Source organism: Streptomyces sp. Ncost-T10-10d (assembly GCF_900091955.1).
In the GTDB taxonomy this organism is placed as follows: Bacteria; Actinomycetota; Actinomycetes; order Streptomycetales; family Streptomycetaceae; genus Streptomyces.
Genome location: NZ_FMDF01000153.1, coordinates 31,612 through 51,982 on the forward strand (window position 1 = coordinate 31,612; position 20,371 = coordinate 51,982).

Genomic DNA, 20,371 nt, shown 5'->3' on the forward strand with positions numbered 1-20,371 from the left:
GATGTGCGAAGGCTGAATCCCGGGTGTGCCCGAACGGATCGGTGCTGAGTGTGTCAGCGGACCGCGAGCTGGTCGGTGATCTTCTCCGAGGCGGCCTTCGCCTCTTCCTGCGGGTCGCCGCCCTGGAGAACGGCCGTCATGTACGGCTTGATCGGGTTGACGGCCTCGACATTCGCCCACTGCGGCGAGTTCGGCGTCGCACGCCCCTTCGTGGCGCCCCTGGCCATCGCCGCGGTGCCCTCCTGTCCCACGATGACACGCGCGAGATCGGGCTTGTTGGGCACGTAGCTCATGGTTCTGGCGAGTTCCTCCTGCCACTTCCGGCCCGCCAGTGCCTTGATCACATCGATCCCCGCGGTGCGCTGACTCGCCTTCTGCGGAACGATCAGATCGGACCCGCCGGTGAAGACGGAACCGGGAGCCGTCGCGGTCTTGCCCGGGATCGGGAAGTAGCCCAGCTTTCCCTTGAGTTCGGGGTTCAGCTGCTCGATCTGCGCGGCGGCGCCGGGCACCGAAATGATCTGCGCGACATCGCCCTTGGCAAAGACCTTGGCCTGCGGGGGCTTTTCCTCGTCCGCGTCCTTGGGGCCGTCACCGAGCGCCTGGAGTTCTTTGTAGAAGCTCATGCCTCTGATTGCGCCGGGGCTGTCCAGGGCGCCTTCCCAGTCGCCGCCCCTCTCCTCGGCCAGTTCGCCGCCCTCGTCCCAGATGAAACCGGCGAGGACATACCAGTTCTGGCCCGCGAGATAGATGCCCTGGTTGCCGTTCCGGTTCAGCTGTGCGCTGTCCGCGATCCACTCGTCCCGGGTCTTCGGCGGGGTCTTGATACCGGCCTGCTCGAAGAGGTCCTTGTTGTAGATCACCACTCGGTTGGCCGCGTACCAGGGGATGCCGTACTGGACGCCGTCGATGCTGCCCGGGTCGGCGAGACCGGGCAGCCAGTCCTCGCTGCCGAGGTCGCGCACGGACTCCAGCGTGAGGTCACGCAGCCCGCCGCTCTCCGCGTACTGGGGGACCTGGGTGTTTCCGACCTCGATGACGTCCGGGGTGTCCTTGCCCTTGAGCGCATCGGTGACCTTCGGACCGATGCCGCTCCAGCTCTGGATCTTGAACTCGAGCTCGATGGAGGAGTGTTCGTCCTCGTACGTCTTTGTAAAGCGCTTCAGGAAATCGGCGGAGACGCTGTCCTTCATCAGCCAGATCGTGACCTTTTTACTGCTGGACGCCTCCGAGCCCGGGACGAAGCCGCATCCGCCCAGCGCGAAGGTGGAAACGAGCGCAACGGCTCCGACGAGTATGCGGTTCTTCACCAGGTTCACCTTCTGCGAAACGGCACGACGAAATTCAGAACCCGGTGTGGGGGGACTGCGGGCGGCGCTCGCACGGGCGTGGCTGGATTTTGGTATGGACCATTGCTCCGGTCAAGTCCCGTTCATCGCGCATTCCGCACACCGACCTCTCGCGCACCCGGGCCGGGTAGGGCACCGTGGTAGGGACGAGAGGAGACATAAGATGTCGAATCACACCTATCGGGTCACGGAAATCGTGGGGACCTCTCATGAAGGCGTCGACGACGCCATCCGCAGGGGCATCGCAAGAGCTTCGGAAACGTTGCACAATCTCGATTGGTTCGAGATCACTCAGGTTCGCGGAGAGATCACGGATGGCCGGATCGAGCACTTTCAGGTGGGCCTGAAAGTGGGCTTCCGGCTCGACGAGACGAGCTGATCCGGCGCGACCGGATCAGGGCCGCGTCCGGCCGGTGCCGCCACGCCGGGATCACGTACGGCCCTCACGCTCCTGCGCGTCCTCGAGCGCGGGCGACACCCTCATCCAGCGGGCCCGCACCACAGTGAAGCCGGCCTGCTCCGCCGCGACGCAGACGAGTTCGTCGTCATCGACCAGCATCCGCACCACGTACTCCCGGCCCAGTCGCTTCAGGATCTCCAGCTTGGTGTGCCGGGCCGGCCTGCGGTCGTCGCTGCGGCGCATGTACAAGCGCCCCTCGGGCAGCCCCTGTACCGCCAGCCAGGCCACGGTGTCCCGGCGGCAGCGCTCGGGCCGCCCGGTGAGGTACCTGACCTCGCATTCCTTGGCACTGCTCAGTACCAGCCGTACCCCTTCGGGAAGCGGCGGGTCGTCGACGGCTGCGGAGAAGAAGCCGTTCCAGTCGCGCCGTCGACCCTCCAGATAGTGCTGCCGATGGCCGGTGTCCGCGAGCGTGCCGTCCAAGTCGAATACGGCCAGGGGCCGGTGGTCGCTTCTCACGCCCCCAGCAAATCAGACCAGCGCAACCACCAGGAGCACCAGCACGACCACCCCGGCCACCGCTGCGGCCACGCGCAGGGACCGGCGCCGCGACCAGATCGGGAGGACCTCGGGACCATCGCGTCCGGGGAAGACGTAGAAGACGTGGTCGGGATCGTCGGGGATCGAGACGGCGGCCAACTGCAGCCGGCCGATGTCGACGCGTCGGGCCACTTCGCCCTGGAGCGGCGCGAGGGCCGATTCGACGGCCTCGATGTGGGCCGGGTCCAGACCGTCGGGGAGCGGGTCGCCGACCGAGGTCAGAGTGACGCGTTCCCACGCACCGACACGTCCGGTCTGCTGCCGGACGCGCAGCGGCGGTGCCGGCTCCGGCAGCTTCAACGCGGTCCGCTCGGGTGCGTGTCCGACCGACCCCCCGGTCCACAGGGTGACCAGGCCCGTACCGTCGCACGGGGCGTGCTCCGTCGACCTCTCACCCGAACAGACCGGGCAGACCCTGAAGCCCGTGTCGTCGCACTGAGAACACTTCTTGGTGCCCCATCCCCGACATTCCGGACAAGCGGTGCGGGGTTTGCGGCACTTCACGCAGGTGGTCCGCCCGGCAGCGGGGCTCTCCCGCGCCGACTCGGCCGTCGTGCGGCCCTTGCGGCGTTCGCCCGTGCCGTCGCACCAGGTACACGGCTCGACCCCCTTGCAGGCCGGGCACAACGGGCCGGTGTCACAGCGCAGCTTTCCCTTGGCCCGGCACCGCGAGCACGGCTGCCGTCCCTCGTCGCAGCCGCAGGGCACCGTTCTCACCGAGCCACGGAGCACGAACTCCACCGTCCGCGAAACCGTCGGGTCCTTCGGCGGCTCGACCGGATGGTCGCGCAGGTCGCCTTCGTACGTGGGCCGGCCCGACGTGTCGTAAGTGCCGGCCCTGGTCTCCGGCTGCGTGGTACGGGTCTCCACGCAGCGGACGATCCGCAGGTCGAGCATCGGGAGTTGAGCGATGTCGGCGCCGGTCCGCCGCAGCTGCGGCCCCTGTCCGGGCCGGCCGGCGTGCCGGGCGATCGCTTCGAGGATGTCGTCCTCGGACAGTGAATCGGCCATGACGGCGCTTCCGCCTCCCCGGTAGGCGCGCCCGTGCGCAGCACGCAGCGTACGGGCCGGGCCGTCCGCCACTCAAGAGTGCGTCGCGAGGACCTTACGAGGACCGCCCCGAGACGTCCATTGCGCAACCCCCGCGCCCACACGCGCACGGATGTGTGATCATGTCCCTACGTTCCGCGCAGATCGCAAAAGGTTGTACAGGATGTGCGTGGAACCAAAAGCGTTCGTAAAGCTATATTCAGGTTTGTGGCATCCAACGTTAACCATGTGAAGCGAATACTCCTGCGTTCAGGGAAGAGCCCCTACGACGTCGTCCCTGTCGAGCGAGCTCTCCATGAGGACGTGTTCGCCACCAACTCAGGCAATCTGATCTTCAGCGACGCCGCTCACAAGATCCTGGAGACGCCACGTTCGGAGGTGGTGTCGAACGGCATCACCACCAGGGTCGCCGATGCCGACCGGATCAACAGCGAGTACGACGTCTTCGTCATCCCGCTCGCCAATGCCTTCCGGCCGTCCTTCGAGCGCCAGCTGGAGCGCCTGACGCAGCTGATCTCGAAACTGAAGATCCCGGTCGTGGTCCCGGGTGTGGGTGCCCAGACCGGCGTCAACTACTCCGCGGACCGGCTGAAGCCCATGCAGCCGACGGTCCACGCGTTCGTCTCGGCCGTGCTCGACCGCAGCGCCTCCATCGGCGTGCGCGGGGAGTTCACCGAGCGGTATCTGCGGGACATGGGTTTCCGTGACGTGGACGTCATCGGCTGTCCCTCGATGTTCCTCAACGGCAACAGGATCGACATCCGGCAGAGCGGCCGGGCGCTCGGGCCCGAGTCCCGGATCGCCGTCAACGGATCGCACGACGCCGTGCGGAAGCACAAGCTCGGGCGGATCATCAACCACGCCCACGCGCGCTACCCCCACCTCCGGTTCATCGGCCAGAACATCTCCGAAGCACGTCAGCTGCACTGGCGCGACCTGTCCCATCAGAACGCCTCGCTGACCGACATCCCCACCCACCCCGACCACCCCATGTACGGCCAGGACAAGGTCCGGGTCTACATCGACCCGGTCACCTGGATGGACGATCTGCGGGGCTTCGACTTCTCCTTCGGCTCCCGGATCCACGGCAACATCGCGGCGCTGCTGGCCGGAACGCCCGCCACCGTGCTCTGCGGCGACTCCCGGACACTGGAGCTGTGCCGCTACTTCGACATCCCGCACCGGATGCTCGCCGACGCCCCCTTCGACCTCGATCCCGCCGCCCTCTGCGCCGAGGCGGACTTCGGGCCGCTGATGCGCGGTCACCGGGAGCGGTTCGACCGGTTCATGAACTTCCTCGACAAGAACGGCCTGGAGAACACCTTCACCCACGGCGACAGCGGTGCGGCCTTCGAGGCACGGATGAGCTCGCTGGCCTTCCCTCCGGGTATCCGCCCGTGGGTCGGAGCCGACGCCTCCACGATGGGTGCACGACTCAACTGGCTCCAGTCCCAGCTGACGGACCTCACCAACCAGAACACCCAGCTCAAGCGGAAACTCGCGAAGAACACCGCGGTGCCCGTCCAGCGCTCCACGTACCAGCGGGCCCGCAGTGTCGTGGGAAGGCCCATAAAGCGCGCCCTGCGTCCGTCGCGCTAGCACCCTCCCAGGACCCGTCCTGCCTGACCCGAGGCCGGTCCGGCAGGACCGGCCTCCGGTGGTCCCGGGCCCGGGAGACGGTCCGACAGCCCTGCTCCGACCGGTCCCGTACCTACGGGCCTCGCCGCTCCTGAGCCGCTCCTGACGCCTAGTATCGGAGTGTTTGTCCCCAGGCCGCCGGCCCTGCCCCGATCCGTACGGAGTCCCCGCGCACATGTCCACCCCCCACGATCCGTACGTCCGGGTGCGCGGCGCCCGTGAACACAATCTCCAGGACGTCTCGGTCGACATCCCGCGCGACACACTCACCGTGTTCACCGGCGTCTCGGGCTCCGGAAAGTCCTCCCTCGCGTTCGGGACGATCTACGCCGAGGCGCAGCGCCGCTACTTCGAGTCCGTCGCCCCGTACGCCCGCCGGCTGATCCATCAGGTCGGTGCGCCCGCGGTCGGCGAGGTCACCGGGCTGCCGCCCGCCGTCTCGCTGGAGCAGCGCCGCTCGGCGCCCGGTACCCGCTCGTCCGTCGGGACGGTCACCACGCTCTCGAATTCCCTGCGCATGCTGTTCTCGCGCGCCGGGGACTACCCGGCCGGTGCCGAACGGCTGGACTCCGACTCCTTCTCACCGAACACTCCCGCCGGGGCGTGTCCTGAATGCCACGGTCTCGGCCGTGTCCACGGCACCACCGAGGAGCTGCTCGTCCCCGACCCCTCGCTGTCGATCCGGGACGGTGCGATCGCCGCCTGGCCGGGGGCGTGGCAGGGCAAAAACCTGCGCGATGTGCTGGACGCACTGGGCTACGACATCGGCCGTCCGTGGCGCGAGCTCGACGCCGGGGACCGGGAGTGGATCCTGTTCACCGATGAGCAGCCGGTGGTGACGGTCCATCCGGTGCGTGACGCGGGGCGCATCCAACGCCCTTACCAGGGTACGTACATGAGTGCCCGTCGCTATGTCATGCACACCTTCGCGGACTCCAAGAGCCGCACTCTGCGGGCGAGGGCGGAGCGCTTCCTGACCAGTGCCCCCTGCGCGGTCTGCGGCGGCAGCCGGCTGCGTCCGGAGGCGATGGCCGTCACCTTCGCCAACCGCTCGATCGCCGAACTCGCCGCGCTTCCGCTCACCTCGCTCGCCGAGGTGCTGCGCGCGGCGGGCGGCGGAGACACGGCGCGGGTACTGACGGCGGATCTGCTCGCCCGGATCGAGACGGTCTCCGAGCTCGGACTCGGCTATCTCAGCCTCGACCGTACGGCTCCGACACTGTCCTCCGGCGAGCTGCAACGGCTTCGGCTCGCCACCCAGTTGCGCTCCGGTCTGTTCGGTGTCGTCTATGTGCTGGACGAGCCGTCGGCCGGTCTGCACCCGGCGGACACCGAGTCGCTGCTGGGAGTGCTCGGCCGGCTGAAGGAGGCCGGGAACTCGGTCTTCGTCGTGGAGCATCAGATGGACGTGGTGCGCCGGGCGGACTGGCTGGTCGATGTGGGACCGCTGGCCGGCGAGCACGGGGGCCGGGTGCTGCACAGCGGCCCCCCGGCCGGACTGGCGGAGGTGGCGGAGTCGGCGACCCGGCGCTTCCTCTTCGACGACGGGCCCGCTCCGGTGCGGGAGGTACGTACGCCGTCGGGATGGCTGAAACTGAACGGGGTCGACCGCCACAATGTGCGAGGGGTGGACGCAGAGTTTCCACTCGGGGTGTTCACGGCCGTCACCGGTGTCTCGGGGTCGGGGAAGTCGACCCTGGTCGGTCAGGTGCTGGCCGGTGTCCTCGCCGACCGGCAGGCCTCCGCCACCGCCGACCTTCCCGCCGAGCGTCCCACACCCGGGTGCGCGTCGGCGGAGGGACTGGAGGCGGTGGACCGTCTGGTGCAGGTCGACCAGAGGCCGATCGGCCGTACCCCTCGGTCCAATCTGGCCACCTACACCGGGCTCTTCGATGTCGTACGGAAGCTGTTCACCGAGACGGACACCGCGCGCGAGCGCGGCTACAAGGCCGGACGGTTCTCGTTCAACGTGGCGGGCGGGCGGTGCGAGACCTGCCAGGGCGAGGGTTTCGTCTCCGTCGAACTGCTCTTCCTGCCCAGCACGTACGCGCCCTGCCCCGACTGTCACGGTGCGCGGTACAACCCTCAGACCCTGGAGGTCACCCTGCGCGGTCTCGACATCGCGCAGGTGCTGGACCTGACGGTGGAGTCGGCGGCCGGCTTCTTCGCCGGTACGCCCGCTGCCGAGCGCAGTCTGCGGACACTGCTCGACGTCGGCCTCGGCTATCTGCGGCTCGGTCAGCCCGCCACGGAGCTGTCGGGCGGTGAGGCCCAGCGGATCAAGCTCGCCGCCGAGCTCCAGCGCACCCGCCGAGGCCACACCATGTACCTGCTCGACGAGCCGACGACCGGGCTGCACCCCGCCGATGTAGAGGTGCTGATGCGGCAGTTGCACGGTCTGGTCGACGCGGGCAACACGGTCGTGGTCGTGGAGCACGACATGGCAGTGGTGGCGGGCGCCGACCGGGTGATCGACCTCGGTCCCGGCGGCGGCGACCGGGGCGGCCGGATCGTGGCGGCGGGATCACCCGCCGAGGTCGCGCGTGCGGAGGGCAGCCGTACGGCGGCGTACCTCAGGGCCTCCCTCCGTCTCGCCTGAGGATTCCATCGACCTCAACTCACCTGCTTCCAGCAAGAGTTGCCGCATCAGGCAAGCAATGGGAAATGAAAGGGCAAAGAACATTGACCACGGGCTGGTCCAGACCAATCATGGGCATGCCTCACGGCCGCTCCATGCCGTGCGGCATGTGACCCCCGGCCGGGATTCACAGGAACGGGCCGCGCCCCGACCGGGCGCGGTTGAGCCGTGCGATCCGCCCGTTGTCTCACCCCGCTGGGAGCACCCCATGAGACGTCCAAGAACACTCGGCGCAGTCCTGAGTGTCCTGGCAACGACCGTCGCGTCCGCCGGCCTGGTCCTCGGATCGGGCGTCGGCGCGCAGGCCGCCACGAACGCCGCCACTCCCCTGCCCGCGCATGTCTTCGCCCCATACTTCGAGGCGTACAACGGAGACAGTCCGGCCGCTCTCTCGGAGCAGTCCGGCGCCAAGTATCTGACCATGGCCTTCGTCCAGACGGAGGCCCGCGGTTCCTGCACCCCGTACTGGAACGGCGAATCCGGCCGGCCCATCGCACCGTCCGAATTCGGCGCCGACTTCACCACCATCCGGTCGCGCGGCGGCGATGTGATCCCGTCGTTCGGCGGCTACGCGGCCGACAACGGCGGCACCGAGATCGCCGACAGCTGCACCGACGTCGACTCGATCGCCGCGGCGTACGAGAAGGTCATCACGACCTACGACGTGTCCCGCCTCGACATGGACATCGAGGACAACTCGCTGGAGAACAGCGCAGGAATCGACCGCCGCAACAAGGCGATCAAGAAGGTGCAGGACTGGGCCGCCGCCAACGGGCGCTCGGTGCAGATCTCCTACACCCTGCCCACCACTACGAGCGGTCTCGCCGACAGCGGTCTGGCGGTGCTGGAGAACGCCGTGTCCAACGGCACCAGGGTCGACGTCGTGAACCTCATGACGTTCGACTACTACGACGGCGCCTCGCACAACATGGCGCAGGACACCCGGACGGCGATCAGCGGCCTGAAGGGCCAGCTGGCCGACCTGTACCCGGCGAAGACCGACGCCCAGCTGTGGGGCATGACCGGCATCATCGAGATGCCGGGCATCGACGACTACGGCCCGGCCGAGACGTTCACCACGGCCGACGCCATCTCGGTCTACAACTGGGCCGTGTCCAAGGGCGTCAGCACCCTGTCGTTCTGGGCGCTGCAGCGCGACAACGGAGGCTGCCCCGGCACCGGGGGCAGCGACACCTGCTCCGGCATCGCGCAGGACACTTGGTACTTCTCCCACACCTTCGCGCCCTTCACGAGCGGCGCCGGCCCGGTGACGGACGACTACTCGGTGACCGTCGCACCCGCTTCGGCCACGGTCGCCCCCGGTGGCTCCACCACGGCGACCGTCAACACCGCGGTCACCTCCGGCAACGCCGGGACCGTCGCGCTGACGACGAGCGGGGCACCCGCCGGAGTGACGGCGGCCCTCAGCCCGGCCTCGGTCACCGCCGGGGGTACGTCGAAACTGACGGTGAACGCGTCGGCTTCCGCGGCGCCCGGCACGTACCGGATCAGTGTGACCGGCACGGCGGGCACGCTCAGCCACGCGGCGACCTTCACCCTGACGGTGTCGGGTCCGGGCGACGGCACCGGCGCACTGGTGAACGGCGACTTCGAGACGGGTTCGCTGAGTCCCTGGACCTGTGAGACCGGCGGCGCGGTCGTCTCCACTCCCGTGCACGGCGGTTCGCACGCGCTCGCTGCGGCGGCCGGCCCGTCCCGGACGGGCGAGTGCACGCAGACGCTCGCCCTGTCCCCCAACACCAAGTACACACTGAGCGGTTGGGTGCAGGGCAACTACGGCTACCTCGGTGTGCGGGGCGACGCCTCGGCGAGCACCTGGGGTTCGTCGAGCGGCTATGCCAAGCAGTCGGTGGCGTTCACCACCGGCTCGACCGGCACGGTGACCGTCTATCTGCACGGCTGGTACGGGCAGGGCACGGTCTACGGCGACGACATCTCGGTGACGTCGTGACCTGCCTGAGCATCTGAGACTTCCTGGCCCCTGAGGTGAGCGGCCTCCGGGGCCAGGAACTCGGCCGTGGTCTCAGCGGTGCACCTTCCGGGTCGCCCGCAGCCACTCCTTGTTCATGGCCGAGATCGACGGCAGCGGAATGCCCTTCGGGCACGCCGTGGCGCACTCCCCGGTGAGGGTGCAGCCGCCGAAGCCCTCGCTGTCCATCTGTCCCACCATGTCGAGCACCCGGGTCTCGCGCTCGGGGGCGCCCTGCGGCAGGACATTGAGGTGGTTGATCTTCGCCGACGTGAAGAGCATCGCCGAGCCGTTGGGGCAGGCCGCGACGCAGGCGCCGCAGCCGATGCACTCGGCGTGCTCGAAGGCGAAGTCGGCGTCGGGCTTGGGCACCGGTGTGGCGTGTGCCTCGGGAGCGGTGCCGGTCGGGGCGGAGATGTAGCCGCCCGCCTGGATGATCCGGTCGAAGGCCGAGCGATCCACGACCAGGTCCTTGACGACCGGGAAGGCGGAGGCGCGCCACGGTTCGATGTCGATCGTGTCGCCGTCCTCGAAGGACCGCATGTGGAGCTGGCAGGTGGTGGTGCGCTCGGGACCGTGGGCATCGCCGTTGATGACGAGGCTGCAGGCGCCGCAGATACCTTCGCGGCAGTCGTGGTCGAAGGCGACGGGGTCGTCGCCGGCGAGGATGAGCTCCTCGTTGAGGGTGTCGAGCATTTCCAGGAACGACATGTCCTGCGAGATGCCGTCCACCTCGTAGGTGGACATGGCGCCGGGGGCGTCGGCGTTCTTCTGGCGCCAGACGCGCAGGGTGAGCTTCATGCGTAGCTCCGCTGAGTGGGGTGGACGTACTCGAAGACAAGGTCTTCCTTGTGCAGGACGGGGGCTTCGCCGGTGCCGGAGAATTCCCAGGCGGCGGCGTAGGAGAACTCCTCGTCCCGGCGGGCGGCTTCGCCGTCCGGGGTCTGTGACTCCTCGCGGAAGTGGCCTCCGCAGGACTCGGCGCGGTGCAGGGCGTCGAGGCACATGAGCTCGGCGAGCTCCAGGTAGTCGACGATGCGGTTGGCCTTCTCCAGCGACTGGTTGAACTCGTCACCGGTGCCGGGCACCTTGATGCGGCGCCAGAACTCCTCGCGGATCTGCGGGATCCGGTCGAGCGCCTTGCGCAGCCCCTCCTCGGTGCGGGCCATGCCGCAGTACTCCCACATGAGTTCACCGATCTCGCGGTGGAAGGAGTCGGGGGTACGGTCGCCGTCGACGGCGAGCAGCAGGTTCAGCCGGTCCTCGGTGTCCGCGACGACCTCTTCGACGGCCGGGTGCGAGGCGTCGAGCTCGCCGTGGTGCGGGTTGCGGGCCAGGTAGTCGTTGATGGTCGACGGCAGGACGAAGTAGCCGTCTGCGAGGCCCTGCATCAGCGCCGAGGCGCCGAGCCGGTTGGCGCCGTGGTCGGAGAAGTTCGCCTCACCGATGGCGAAGAGGCCGGGGATGGTGGTCTGGAGGTCGTAGTCGACCCAGAGTCCGCCCATCGTGTAGTGCACGGCCGGGTAGATGCGCATCGGGGTCTCGTACGGGTTCTCCGCGGTGATCCGCGCGTACATGTCGAAAAGGTTGCCGTACTTCTCCTCGACCTCGGCCCTGCCCATCCGCTGGATGGCTTCGGCGAAGTCCAGGTAGACGCCCTGTCCGCCGGGGCCGACGCCGCGGCCCTCGTCGCAGACGTTCTTCGCGGCGCGCGAGGCGATGTCACGCGGCACGAGGTTGCCGAAGGCCGGGTAGATGCGCTCCAGGTAGTAGTCGCGCTCGTCCTCGGGGATCTCGTTCGCGGGGCGGTTGTCGCCCTTGGCCTTCGGCACCCAGATCCGGCCGTCGTTGCGCAGCGACTCGCTCATCAGCGTCAGCTTGGACTGGTGGTCGCCGGTGCGCGGGATGCAGGTGGGGTGGATCTGGGTGAAGCACGGGTTGGCGAAGTACGCGCCGCGCCGGTGGGCGCGCCAGATGGCGGTGGCGTTGGAGTTCATGGCGTTCGTCGACAGGTAGAAGACGTTGCCGTAGCCGCCGCTGGCCAGCACGACCGCGTCCGCGAAGTAGGTGTCGATCTTCCCGGTGACCAGGTCGCGGGCGACGATGCCACGGGCCTTGCCGTCGACGATGATCAGGTCGAGCATCTCGGTGCGGGCGTGCAGTTCGACGTTGCCGGCCGCGATCTGCCGGGACAGTGCCTGGTAGGCGCCGAGGAGGAGCTGCTGCCCGGTCTGGCCGCGGGCGTAGAAGGTGCGGGAGACCTGGACCCCGCCGAAGGAGCGGTTGTCGAGGAGGCCGCCGTACTCGCGGGCGAAGGGGACGCCCTGGGCGACGCACTGGTCGATGATCTCCACGGAGATCTGGGCGAGCCGGTGGACATTGGACTCGCGGGCGCGGAAGTCGCCGCCCTTGACCGTGTCGTAGAAGAGCCGGTGGATCGAGTCGCCGTCGTTGCGGTAGTTCTTCGCGGCGTTGATGCCGCCCTGGGCGGCGACGGAGTGGGCGCGGCGGGGCGAGTCCTGGAAGCAGAACTGGACGACGTGGTAGCCCTGCTCGGCCAGCGTCGCCCCGGCCGAGCCACCGGCCAGGCCGGTGCCGACGACGATGACGGTGTGCTTGCGGCGGTTGGCCGGGTTGACCAGCTTCGCCTGGAAACGGCGGGTGTCCCAGCGTTCGGCGACGGGGCCTTCGGGGGCCTTGGTGTCGACGGCGGGCGCGCCCGTCTCGTAGCGCGAGTAGTCGGACATGTCAGCTCACGACTCCGGTCATGACGGCGACGGGTACGGAGATGAAGCCCACCGTCAGCACCAGTGCGAGGACGTTGGCGATGGTCTTGAGGGCACGGTCACGGGTCGCGTTACCCGCGCCGAGAGTCTGGGCGGCGCTCCAGAAGCCGTGCTGGACGTGGAGTCCGAGGGCGAGCATGGCGACGATGTAGATGGTGTTGCCGTACCAGGTGGAGAAGGTGTCGATGACGTTCTGGTACGGGTGTCCGGACTGGAATCCGCCGGAGTGCACCGTGCCCGTCGTCAGGTCGAGGATGTGCCAGACGATGAACAGGGCGAGGATGATCCCGCCCCAGCGCATGGTCCGCGTGGCATAGCTCGCCCGGGGCTTCTTGTGGACGTACTTGCTGGGCCGTGCCTTGATGTCGCGGCGGCTCAGCTGGTACGCGGAGGTGGCATGCAGCACCACGGCGGCGACGAGCACGACGCGGACGACCCACAGGGCCCACTCGTAGTGCAGGAAGGGCTCACCCATGGTCCGCAGCCAGTGCGCGTAATGGTTGAACTCGCCGGACCCGAAGAAGATCTTCAGGTTGCCGATCATATGGACAACCAAGTAAAGGAGCATGATCAGGCCACTCACGGCCATGATCGTCTTCTTGCCGACGGACGAGTCCCAGAGCGTACGCGTCATGGACGGCCGTCGGTCCGTCCGTGTTGCCAATGCCATGGACACGACGCTAGGGCCGAAAGACCCCATCAGTCCAAGACATGGAGCAGCTCATCTTCATAGGTGTGGACTATCGTGGCCGCTAGGCTGAGTGCATGCAATTCCAGCAGCTGACGTACTTCGTGGCCGTGGCCGAGACCCGTCACTTCACCCGTGCCGCTGAAGAGGTGCATGTGTCACAGCCCTCGCTCTCCCAGCAGATCAGAGCGCTGGAGAACGAGCTGGGGGCGGAGCTGTTCAGCAGGGCCCGCGGCAACATCACCCTGACCGATGCGGGCGAGGCCCTGCTGCCGCTCGCCCGGCGCATCCTCGCCGACGCCGACACCGCACGCCACGAGGTGCAGGAGCTGGCTCAGCTGCGCCGGGGCCGGGTCCGGCTCGGCGCCACGCCCAGTCTCTGCACGGGCCTGCTCCCCGACGTACTGCGTGCCTTCCACGACCGGCATCCGGGAATCCAGCTGCTGCTGGAGGAGGGCGGCTCGCTCGACCTCGTGCGGGAGCTGGCGCGCGGAGCACTCGATCTGGCCCTGATCGTGCTGCCGCTGCCCGCGGCGTCCCCCGCACTCACCACGGTCGAGCTGCTCCAGGAGGATCTGGTCGTGGTGTCGTCGGCACAGGCGCCGCGGCCCGGCAGGGGCGGGAGCGTGAGGATCGCCGACCTGCAGGGAGAATCCCTGGTGATGTTCCGGCACGGCTACGACCTGCGCGAACTGACTGTCGCCGCCTGCCGGGCGGAGGGCTTCGAGCCGTCGTTCACGGTGGAGGGCGGGGAGATGGACGCGGTGCTCGGCTTCGTCCGGGCAGGACTCGGGATCGCTGTGGTGCCCAGCATGGTCGCCGGCCGGGCCGGCCACGACCTGCGGACCACACCGCTGGCCCGCCCGGGCCTGCGGCGCACGATCGCGCTCGCGCACCGCAGCGATGTGGCACCACCGCGCGCGGCGCGCGAGCTGCAGAAGGTGGTACTCGCAGCCGGACGGGCCTGAACCGGCGCCGGGCCGCCGGTTACGCGGTCTCCGGCCGCGCTGCGTTCCCGAGCCCCTGATGGACTTGATGTGCGCGATCGAGGACGCGACGTCGACCGGGCGGCCTCGGTGCCTTCACTCCCCGCTCCCTCACACCGCGTCCGCCAGCAGCAGTGAGTGGATCCGGTCGGGCGCACCGGGGCGGGCGTAGTACCACCCCTGAGCCGTGTCGCATCCCAGCTCCCGCAGTTGCTCCGCCTGGGCCCCGGTCTCCACCCCCTCCACCGTGACCGCCAGGTCCAGGCTGTGGGCCAGCGAGACGATTCCTTCGACGATCTTCAGATCGACCGGGTCCGCCGGATGCTGCTGCATGCCCTGCGTGAAGGAACGGTCCAGTTTGAGGACACTCACCGGAAGCCTGCGCAGGTTCGCCAGGTTCGAGTACCCGGTGCCGAAGTCGTCGAGAGCTATGTCGACGCCCATTTCCGCCAGTTGCCGCAGCGGCTTCAGCAGATCGTCGTCCGCGCCGATGAGCGCGGACTCGGTGACCTCCAGGCACAGGGCCCCGGGTTCGAGCCCCGAGCGCTCCAGCACGTCGACCGTCTCGGCGACCAGCCGCGGATGGTGCAACTGGGTCGGCGAGAGGTTGACATTGATCCGCAGCGGACCGCCGTCGCTGTGCCGCTCCTGCCAGACGTGGGCCTGCCGCACGGACTCCTCCAGCACCCAGCGGCCGAGCGGCACGATCAGCCCGGTGTGCTCGGCGAGCGGGATGAACCGGTCGGGACCGAGCACTCCGTGCTGCGGGTGGCACCAGCGCACCAGTGCCTCCGCACCGTGCACCGTGCCGTCGCCGAGGTGCACGAGGGGCTGGTACTCGATGAAGAACTCACCGCGCTCCAGGGCGGCGGGCAGCGCGGTGGTCAGCCCGTGCCGGGTGATGGCACGGGCGTCCGCCTCGGCGTCGGCGAGCTCGAAGCGGTTGCCGCCCGCCGACTTGGCCCGGTACATCGTGATGTCGGCGCTGCGCAGCACCTCGGCGGCGCTGCGTTCACCGGCCGGCCCTTCGACGACCCCGATGGATCCGCGTACGGTCAGCTCACGACCCTCCAGCCGGATCGGGGTTCCGAGCACGCCGAGGATCCGGCAGGCCAGCTCGTCGACCTCCGTCCGGGTGTCGGGGCCGGTGGTCAGGGCCACGAACTCGTCGCCGCCGAGCCGGGCCACCATCTCGCCGGGCGCGGTCGCACAGCTCTGCAGCCGGTCGGCCACCTCGACCAGCAGCCGGTCCCCCGACGCATGGCCGAGGCTGTCGTTGATCGCCTTGAAGCCGTCGAGGTCCAGGTAGCACAGGCCGAAGCGGCTGCCGTCGTCGGCGGAGAGCGCCTTCTCCAGCCGTTCGAAGAAGAGAGTCCGGTTGGGCAGACCGGTGAGCGCGTCATGCGTGGCCTCGTACCGCAGCCGCAGGTTGAGCAGCCGGCGCTCCGTGGTGTCCTCCAACAGCGCCAGCTGATACTCCGGCCTGCCCTCGGAGTCGCGCAGCAGCGACACCGTCAGATTGGTCCACAGCACGGTGCCGTCGTTGCGGTAGTACGGCTTTTCGACCCGGTAGTGCTCGCGTTCGCCACGTACCAGCTCGTTGTAGTACTTCCATACCTGGGGCGAGTCCTCGGGGTGGACCCACTCGTTGATCTTGTGGCTGCGCACATGGTGTTCGAGCCCGCCGAACATCCGGGTGAGCGTGTCGTTGACCTCCAGCACATTGCCGTCCAGGTCGGCGATCCCGATGCCGATGGCCGCGTCCTTGAAGACGGCGCGGAAGCGTGCCTCGGTGGCGTGCAGAGCCTGCTCGGCATCCGAGCGGGCGGTGAGCGCCGAGCGGGCGATGGCTTCCTGTTCGGCGAGGGTCCGCTCGCGCAGCGCCTGCGTGAAGCCGCCGGCGAGGGCGTGCTGTATCCGGGCGCAGCGGGCCCTGCTGTCCTCGGTGGACAGCGACGTAGCGCCGTTGCCTCCGCAGTAGAGCACGAGGTACGAGTCGATGACGCCGAGCGTGCTGCTGAGCGCGTCCGGGTCCGTGCAGTGCGCGGCCACGAGGGCGACGCCCACCTCGCTCGCGGGCGTCGCGTCGAAGGGCCGCGCGTGCAGGATGTCGCTGAGCCCGCGGGCCAGCGGCAGCAGATGCTGTTCGAACTCCGTGCGCGTCATGGAGGTGGCCGTCGACGGGAAGGTGGCCCGGCTCCAGATCGTGGCGAATCTCCGGAGCCGGTCCTCGGGCCCGTCGGGGTCCGTGTCGGGCGCTCCGGACGACTGGGCGGGAATGCTCACGCCTTGCGTCCCACTCCTGCGAAGCCCGAGAAGGCAAATGGGTCCTCGTGCTCCACCGCATGGGGGGTGTCGGGACGCCAGTTCGGCATCGCCACGAGTCCGGGCTCGACCATCTCGTATCCCTCGAAGAAGCCGGCGATCTCTTCGCGCGACCTCATGACCAGGGGGTTGCGGATGTTCTTGTAGACGCCGACCGCGCCGCCGGCCTCCTCCTGTGTGAGCGGAATCCCCTCGTACGAGGCGTGGGTGATGACGATGAGGCTGCCGGGGGCGAGCGCCTCGCGCAGTTCGGCGACCGCGGTGTACGGGTCGTCGGAGTCCTCGATGAAGTGGAGTACGGCGACGAGCAGCAGGGCCACCGGCCGGTCCAGGTCGAGCAGTTCGGAGATCGCCGGGTTCTTCACGATCTCCTGCGGGCGGCGCAGATCCGCGGCGGCGATCACCGCACGGTCGTTTCCTTCGAGTACGGCCCGGCTGTGCGCGACCGCGACGGAATCGTGATCGACATAAGCCACCCGGGCCTCGGGGTCGGCCGCCTGCGCGACTTCGTGCACATTCCCGAAAGTCGGTATTCCGGAGCCGATGTCCAGAAACTGGGTGATGCCCTCGCTCACCGCATATCGCACGGCCCTGCGCATAAAGGCGCGATTCGCCTGCATGATCTTGGGGAGCCCAGGCATGAACTCCATGGCCTTGCGAGCCGCTTCCCGGTCCACCTCAAAATTGTGCGATCCGCCCAGATAGAAGTCGTACATGCGAGACACGCTCGGCACCGAAATGTCTATGCCTTGCGGTGCCCAGGCGGGACGCTCCATCGATGTCTCCAACAAGTCGCCACGGCGATCCGGCCATGTTCATGGTCAGTGTTGACCAGAGGCTACTGATCGACCGCCAGGAGAGCGAGCGGAAACGGAAATTACCCGTCCGTTATTGGTCACACACCAGTGGCATGTGCGACCGGCCCGTCGCTGCGTGTGACATTCGACGACGGACCGGCCTCGGCGAGGCACTGTCGGACCACTCGGGGGCGCCCACCGGTTTGGCGTCGGGGGACACCGCGTACCAAGCACTCCCGATGCCCTGGCCGCTGGTGTCTTCGGGCTTCACATCGCCAAAGTAGGTATAGACCGGCCAACAGCCGATGGCTTGTTGCTTGATTCCGTCAGGCCGATCGAAGGTGACAAAACCCTTGGTCGTGACGCCTTTGATGTCTTTCTTTGCCGATGCGGCAACGACCGGCCACTTCGAAAGGCGGGCACCTGTGCGGGCCGACCTCATCGGTCATGCGACGTCCTTCTTGAACCGATAGACCGTCATGCCGCGCTTGTCCATGACGATGTCCCCGAGTTTCGGATCCTTGCGGACCGAAAGCCCCGCGATTCCGGCCGGTTCGACGCCGGCCGGGCTGTCGGCGTTCACTGCGGCCTTCCTGCCATCCGGTGCGGACGCGAACCGAGCCTGCCTGCCTGCCCGTGCCGCCCTGCTCCGCGCCGTCGGAGCCGTAGCCACCGCCGGAGCCGTAACCACTGTCCGATCCGTAGCCGCTTCCCTCGTCCTGTCCGGCCGGATCGGCGTTGCCCACGTTCTGCCCGGTGGGGGTCTCGGTGCCCTTTTCCTGACCGCACGCCATCGTCAGCGCCAACAGGGCCGCCGCCGTCACTGCGAGCGAGGCGTTCCGCAGGTGCCCATGTCAACTCCCTTTCTGCAAAGCGAGTTGCGAAGCGTCGTCGCGTCATCCATGGCCCTGGGTACGGGCGGCGGCCCCCTCTTTGTTCAACACGTTCACAGAATTTCCCTGAGCCGCAAACCCCCGACGCCGCATGTCCCCACCATCAGGGGAATCCGGTCCGCGCCCGGCGTGCGCTGCGACCGGCCGGAACATGCTCCCCGTCGTGTACGGATCACTCATAGGACGGCTCACGGCAGCCGTCGCACTTCTCTGGCTGCTGACCGCCCCGGCACCCGCGGTGGCGGACAACTGCGCGTACGCCTCCATCGGGGAGGGCGGCGGGAGCTCGGCGGTCGCCGTGTCGGGCAACGGTCACTGTCACGCGGGCCCGGCACCCAAGCCGACTCCACCGCCCGCACCTCCGCCTCCGCCTCCACCTTCGCCATCCCCGCCCCCTCCTCCACCGCCCCCTCCTCCTCCACCGCCCCCTCCCCCACCACCGCTCCCCGCACCACCACGACCGGAACCGGAGCCCGTGCCACCGCCGCCTTCACCCTCGCTCTCCGTACGCCCCACGCATCCCGCGCCCCGGCCCGTGGCGCTCCCCGCCTACCGCAAGCCGCCGCGCAAGGTCCCGCGGCGCGGCACCTCCCTGGTCACCCTCACCCTGCTGATCACCGCCCCTGCGGTGTTCGCCGTCGCCGTGCTGCGTCCCCGCTCCCGATGACCTCCGGAGGAACCCATGTCGGAATGGCTTGTTCTCACCCTCGCCATGGTCGCGGCGAGCGCCGTAGTCCTGACCATCGCCGTACTCAACAACCGCCGGGTCGGGGACGATGACGACCCGTCCGAGACCCCTGACGTCATCGAGTACATGACGATGATGATCGGCGTGGTCTACGCGATCGTCCTCGGCCTCGCCATCGCGGGCGTCTGGGAGGGCCGCAGCGCCGCCCAGGAGTACGTACGCCAGGAGGCCCAGGCCCTGCACGAGGTGAACGTCCGCTCCGCCGTCTACCCGGCCGAGGTGCGTACACGCATCCGCGCCGATGTCGACGCCTACGTCCGCCACGTCGTCCACGACGAGTGGCAAACGATGACCGAGCACGGCTCTCTCACCGACGAGGGGGCCCGGCTCCTCGGCAAGGTGCGCACCGATGTCGCCGAGTACCGGCCGAGGAACGATCACGAGGGCCAGGCATATCAGCCACTGGTCGATCAGGTCGCCGCAGCCGACGACGCACGCAACGCACGCGGACAGAGTGCCGGCGCGACCATGCCGGGCGTGGTCTGGTTCGGCCTGATCACCGGGGCGCTGGTGACCATCGGGCTCATCTTCACTCTGCAGATCCGCAGAACCTTCCGCGAACTGCTGCTGGCCGGACTCTTCAGTGTCCTGATCGCCTTTCTCCTCTTCCTGATCTGGGACTTCGACTCCCCCTTCGGCCGGGGAATCTCGGCCACCGCGGCGCCGTTCCTCGATCTGTTCCCCGGCGCGGCGGGGGGATAGCCGTCCGCCGAAATGCCGGCGGTGCGCCGCTCGGGGGAAGCAGGTGCCCCGGGCGGCGCACTCCGATCGCGAGCAAAATGCGCCACTTCTAGCGTGTGGCGCGTCGAGGTGCATTTCTGACACCAAGTGGAAATCCGTTCCGCAACTGCTCCTCAGGGATCCGGAGGATTCACCCATGCGTGCAACAGGTGCCGCACCCGTCGCCCTGCTCGGCGCCGCCGCTCTCGCCCTGACCGCTCCGGCTGCAACCGCATACGCCGCGACGTCGGGAGGCGCGTCCTCCGCGACCGGATACACCGTCACTCCGTCGGTGATCGCGCCGGGGAGCCAGGTCGTCCTGGCAGCCCGCGGGTGCTCCACAACCGCCACAGCCGGCTCCGGAGTTTTCGACACGGTCACCATTCCCAGGGGCGCGGCCGTCGCGGCCACGGTCGGCTGGGACGCAGAACCCGGCGCCGCCTACGAGGTGACATTCATCTGCAATACGTCACCCGGCTCCACGGCGAAGGCCGGACTCACGGTCCGCGCGGCCTCCGACGCACCCGCCACGAGTGCCCCGGTCTCGCCGGCCGGTGTACAGGGCGGAATCGGCGGCAGCCTCGACAGGGTGAACGCCGCGGAGATCGCCGCCGGAACGGCGCTGGCGGTGGTCACGGCCACGGGCACCATCTATGTCGTACGTGAGCGCAGGGGGAGCCGCCCGCACTGAGAGCAGGGCAGTGCGGCCCGATACGCCCGTCGCCCCGACGCCTCCGACCACGGGCGTCGGGGCGGACGGGCG

At 68.7% G+C, this 20,371-nt stretch carries 18 protein-coding genes; 8 read left to right on the forward strand and 10 right to left on the reverse strand.

The window, feature by feature from the left end; translation table 11 throughout:
- Nucleotides 1-53: 53 nt before the first annotated feature.
- Nucleotides 54-1,310 carry an extracellular solute-binding protein gene (locus GA0115254_RS27575; protein ID WP_093897998.1) on the reverse strand — a complete coding sequence of 419 codons (1,257 nt, stop codon included), beginning with the start codon at nucleotides 1,308-1,310 and terminating at the stop codon, nucleotides 54-56.
- 202 nt (nucleotides 1,311-1,512) lie between these two features.
- Here GA0115254_RS27575 and GA0115254_RS27580 point away from each other — a divergent pair, with 202 nt between their 5' ends.
- Entirely contained in the window at nucleotides 1,513-1,728 is a 216-nt protein-coding gene (locus GA0115254_RS27580; RefSeq protein ID WP_093897999.1) for a dodecin, read from the forward strand.
- A 51-nt stretch (nucleotides 1,729-1,779) separates the two neighbouring features.
- Here GA0115254_RS27580 and GA0115254_RS27585 read toward each other — a convergent pair whose 3' ends face one another.
- Entirely contained in the window at nucleotides 1,780-2,268 is a 489-nt protein-coding gene (locus GA0115254_RS27585; protein WP_093898000.1) for a phosphatase domain-containing protein, read from the reverse strand.
- Nucleotides 2,269-2,280: 12 nt separating this feature from the next.
- The gene (locus tag GA0115254_RS27590) at nucleotides 2,281-3,360 is read right to left on the reverse strand and encodes a hypothetical protein (RefSeq protein ID WP_093898001.1); all 1,080 of its coding nucleotides are present in this window, start codon (nucleotides 3,358-3,360) and stop codon (nucleotides 2,281-2,283) included.
- Nucleotides 3,361-3,606: 246 nt separating this feature from the next.
- Between GA0115254_RS27590 and GA0115254_RS27595 the strand changes: the two genes are divergently transcribed.
- The 3 genes from GA0115254_RS27595 (at nucleotide 3,607) to GA0115254_RS27605 (ending at nucleotide 9,647) form a co-directional block, all read left to right on the forward strand.
- Nucleotides 3,607-4,998 (forward strand): polysaccharide pyruvyl transferase family protein, encoded by a 1,392-nt coding sequence (locus GA0115254_RS27595; RefSeq protein ID WP_256102805.1) that lies wholly within the window; start codon nucleotides 3,607-3,609, stop codon nucleotides 4,996-4,998.
- A 214-nt stretch (nucleotides 4,999-5,212) separates the two neighbouring features.
- Complete coding sequence (locus GA0115254_RS27600) at nucleotides 5,213-7,636, forward strand: excinuclease ABC subunit UvrA (RefSeq protein ID WP_093898003.1); 2,424 nt, start codon at nucleotides 5,213-5,215, stop codon at nucleotides 7,634-7,636.
- Between the two features lie 247 nt (nucleotides 7,637-7,883).
- Nucleotides 7,884-9,647 carry a glycosyl hydrolase family 18 protein gene (locus tag GA0115254_RS27605; protein ID WP_176740311.1) on the forward strand — a complete coding sequence of 588 codons (1,764 nt, stop codon included), beginning with the start codon at nucleotides 7,884-7,886 and terminating at the stop codon, nucleotides 9,645-9,647.
- A gap of 72 nt (nucleotides 9,648-9,719) precedes the next feature.
- On the opposite strand, the gene GA0115254_RS27610 is transcribed toward GA0115254_RS27605, so the two are convergent.
- The 3 genes from GA0115254_RS27610 to GA0115254_RS27620 are packed head-to-tail and all read right to left on the reverse strand — an operon-like array spanning nucleotide 9,720 to nucleotide 13,121.
- Nucleotides 9,720-10,466, reverse strand: coding sequence for a succinate dehydrogenase/fumarate reductase iron-sulfur subunit (locus GA0115254_RS27610; RefSeq protein ID WP_093898004.1), 747 nt, complete (start codon nucleotides 10,464-10,466; stop codon nucleotides 9,720-9,722).
- Nucleotides 10,463-12,412 (reverse strand): fumarate reductase/succinate dehydrogenase flavoprotein subunit, encoded by a 1,950-nt coding sequence (locus tag GA0115254_RS27615; protein ID WP_093898005.1) that lies wholly within the window; start codon nucleotides 12,410-12,412, stop codon nucleotides 10,463-10,465. Before GA0115254_RS27615 ends, GA0115254_RS27610 begins: the two co-directional genes overlap by 4 nt.
- 1 nt (nucleotide 12,413) lies before the next feature.
- Nucleotides 12,414-13,121 carry a succinate dehydrogenase gene (locus GA0115254_RS27620; protein ID WP_093898006.1) on the reverse strand — a complete coding sequence of 236 codons (708 nt, stop codon included), beginning with the start codon at nucleotides 13,119-13,121 and terminating at the stop codon, nucleotides 12,414-12,416.
- Between the two features lie 95 nt (nucleotides 13,122-13,216).
- On the opposite strand from GA0115254_RS27620, the gene GA0115254_RS27625 reads away from it, so the two are divergent.
- The gene (locus tag GA0115254_RS27625; protein WP_093898007.1) at nucleotides 13,217-14,107 is read left to right on the forward strand and encodes a LysR family transcriptional regulator; all 891 of its coding nucleotides are present in this window, start codon (nucleotides 13,217-13,219) and stop codon (nucleotides 14,105-14,107) included.
- Nucleotides 14,108-14,236: 129 nt separating this feature from the next.
- Here GA0115254_RS27625 and GA0115254_RS27630 read toward each other — a convergent pair whose 3' ends face one another.
- The 4 genes from GA0115254_RS27630 to GA0115254_RS47815 all read right to left on the reverse strand — a co-directional run bounded on the left by GA0115254_RS27630 (nucleotide 14,237) and on the right by GA0115254_RS47815 (nucleotide 17,830).
- Nucleotides 14,237-16,411, reverse strand: coding sequence for a putative bifunctional diguanylate cyclase/phosphodiesterase (locus tag GA0115254_RS27630; RefSeq protein ID WP_093898008.1), 2,175 nt, complete (start codon nucleotides 16,409-16,411; stop codon nucleotides 14,237-14,239).
- Nucleotides 16,408-17,226 carry an SAM-dependent methyltransferase gene (locus GA0115254_RS27635; protein ID WP_093898009.1) on the reverse strand — a complete coding sequence of 273 codons (819 nt, stop codon included), beginning with the start codon at nucleotides 17,224-17,226 and terminating at the stop codon, nucleotides 16,408-16,410. The genes GA0115254_RS27630 and GA0115254_RS27635 overlap by 4 nt, the downstream gene beginning before the upstream one ends.
- A gap of 112 nt (nucleotides 17,227-17,338) precedes the next feature.
- Entirely contained in the window at nucleotides 17,339-17,689 is a 351-nt protein-coding gene (locus GA0115254_RS47810) for a hypothetical protein (protein ID WP_370740952.1), read from the reverse strand.
- Nucleotides 17,690-17,692: 3 nt separating this feature from the next.
- Nucleotides 17,693-17,830, reverse strand: a complete 138-nt coding sequence (locus GA0115254_RS47815) for a hypothetical protein (protein ID WP_370740953.1) — start codon at nucleotides 17,828-17,830, stop codon at nucleotides 17,693-17,695.
- Between the two features lie 785 nt (nucleotides 17,831-18,615).
- On the opposite strand from GA0115254_RS47815, the gene GA0115254_RS44730 reads away from it, so the two are divergent.
- The 3 genes from GA0115254_RS44730 to GA0115254_RS27655 all read left to right on the forward strand — a co-directional run bounded on the left by GA0115254_RS44730 (nucleotide 18,616) and on the right by GA0115254_RS27655 (nucleotide 20,299).
- Entirely contained in the window at nucleotides 18,616-18,807 is a 192-nt protein-coding gene (locus GA0115254_RS44730) for a hypothetical protein (RefSeq protein ID WP_176740312.1), read from the forward strand.
- 15 nt (nucleotides 18,808-18,822) lie between these two features.
- Nucleotides 18,823-19,590, forward strand: coding sequence for a bestrophin-like domain (locus GA0115254_RS27650; RefSeq protein WP_093898011.1), 768 nt, complete (start codon nucleotides 18,823-18,825; stop codon nucleotides 19,588-19,590).
- 175 nt (nucleotides 19,591-19,765) lie between these two features.
- Nucleotides 19,766-20,299 carry a hypothetical protein gene (locus GA0115254_RS27655; RefSeq protein ID WP_093898012.1) on the forward strand — a complete coding sequence of 178 codons (534 nt, stop codon included), beginning with the start codon at nucleotides 19,766-19,768 and terminating at the stop codon, nucleotides 20,297-20,299.
- Nucleotides 20,300-20,371: the final 72 nt, after the last annotated feature.

What these genes read in the sequence shown, in the direction of transcription:
- GA0115254_RS27580 (WP_093897999.1), top strand. Translation starts at nt 1,513, where the DNA reads ATGTCGAATCACACCTATCGGGTCACGGAAATCGTGGGGACCTCTCAT.
- GA0115254_RS27590 (WP_093898001.1), bottom strand. Translation starts at nt 3,360, where the DNA reads ATGGCCGATTCACTGTCCGAGGACGACATCCTCGAAGCGATCGCCCGG.
- GA0115254_RS27600 (WP_093898003.1), top strand. Translation starts at nt 5,213, where the DNA reads ATGTCCACCCCCCACGATCCGTACGTCCGGGTGCGCGGCGCCCGTGAA.
- GA0115254_RS27605 (WP_176740311.1), top strand. Translation starts at nt 7,884, where the DNA reads ATGAGACGTCCAAGAACACTCGGCGCAGTCCTGAGTGTCCTGGCAACG.
- GA0115254_RS27610 (WP_093898004.1), bottom strand. Translation starts at nt 10,466, where the DNA reads ATGAAGCTCACCCTGCGCGTCTGGCGCCAGAAGAACGCCGACGCCCCC.
- GA0115254_RS27615 (WP_093898005.1), bottom strand. Translation starts at nt 12,412, where the DNA reads ATGTCCGACTACTCGCGCTACGAGACGGGCGCGCCCGCCGTCGACACC.
- GA0115254_RS27620 (WP_093898006.1), bottom strand. Translation starts at nt 13,121, where the DNA reads ATGGCATTGGCAACACGGACGGACCGACGGCCGTCCATGACGCGTACG.
- GA0115254_RS27625 (WP_093898007.1), top strand. Translation starts at nt 13,217, where the DNA reads ATGCAATTCCAGCAGCTGACGTACTTCGTGGCCGTGGCCGAGACCCGT.
- GA0115254_RS27635 (WP_093898009.1), bottom strand. Translation starts at nt 17,226, where the DNA reads ATGGAGCGTCCCGCCTGGGCACCGCAAGGCATAGACATTTCGGTGCCG.
- GA0115254_RS47810 (WP_370740952.1), bottom strand. Translation starts at nt 17,689, where the DNA reads ATGAGGTCGGCCCGCACAGGTGCCCGCCTTTCGAAGTGGCCGGTCGTT.
- GA0115254_RS27650 (WP_093898011.1), top strand. Translation starts at nt 18,823, where the DNA reads ATGTCGGAATGGCTTGTTCTCACCCTCGCCATGGTCGCGGCGAGCGCC.
- GA0115254_RS27655 (WP_093898012.1), top strand. Translation starts at nt 19,766, where the DNA reads ATGCGTGCAACAGGTGCCGCACCCGTCGCCCTGCTCGGCGCCGCCGCT.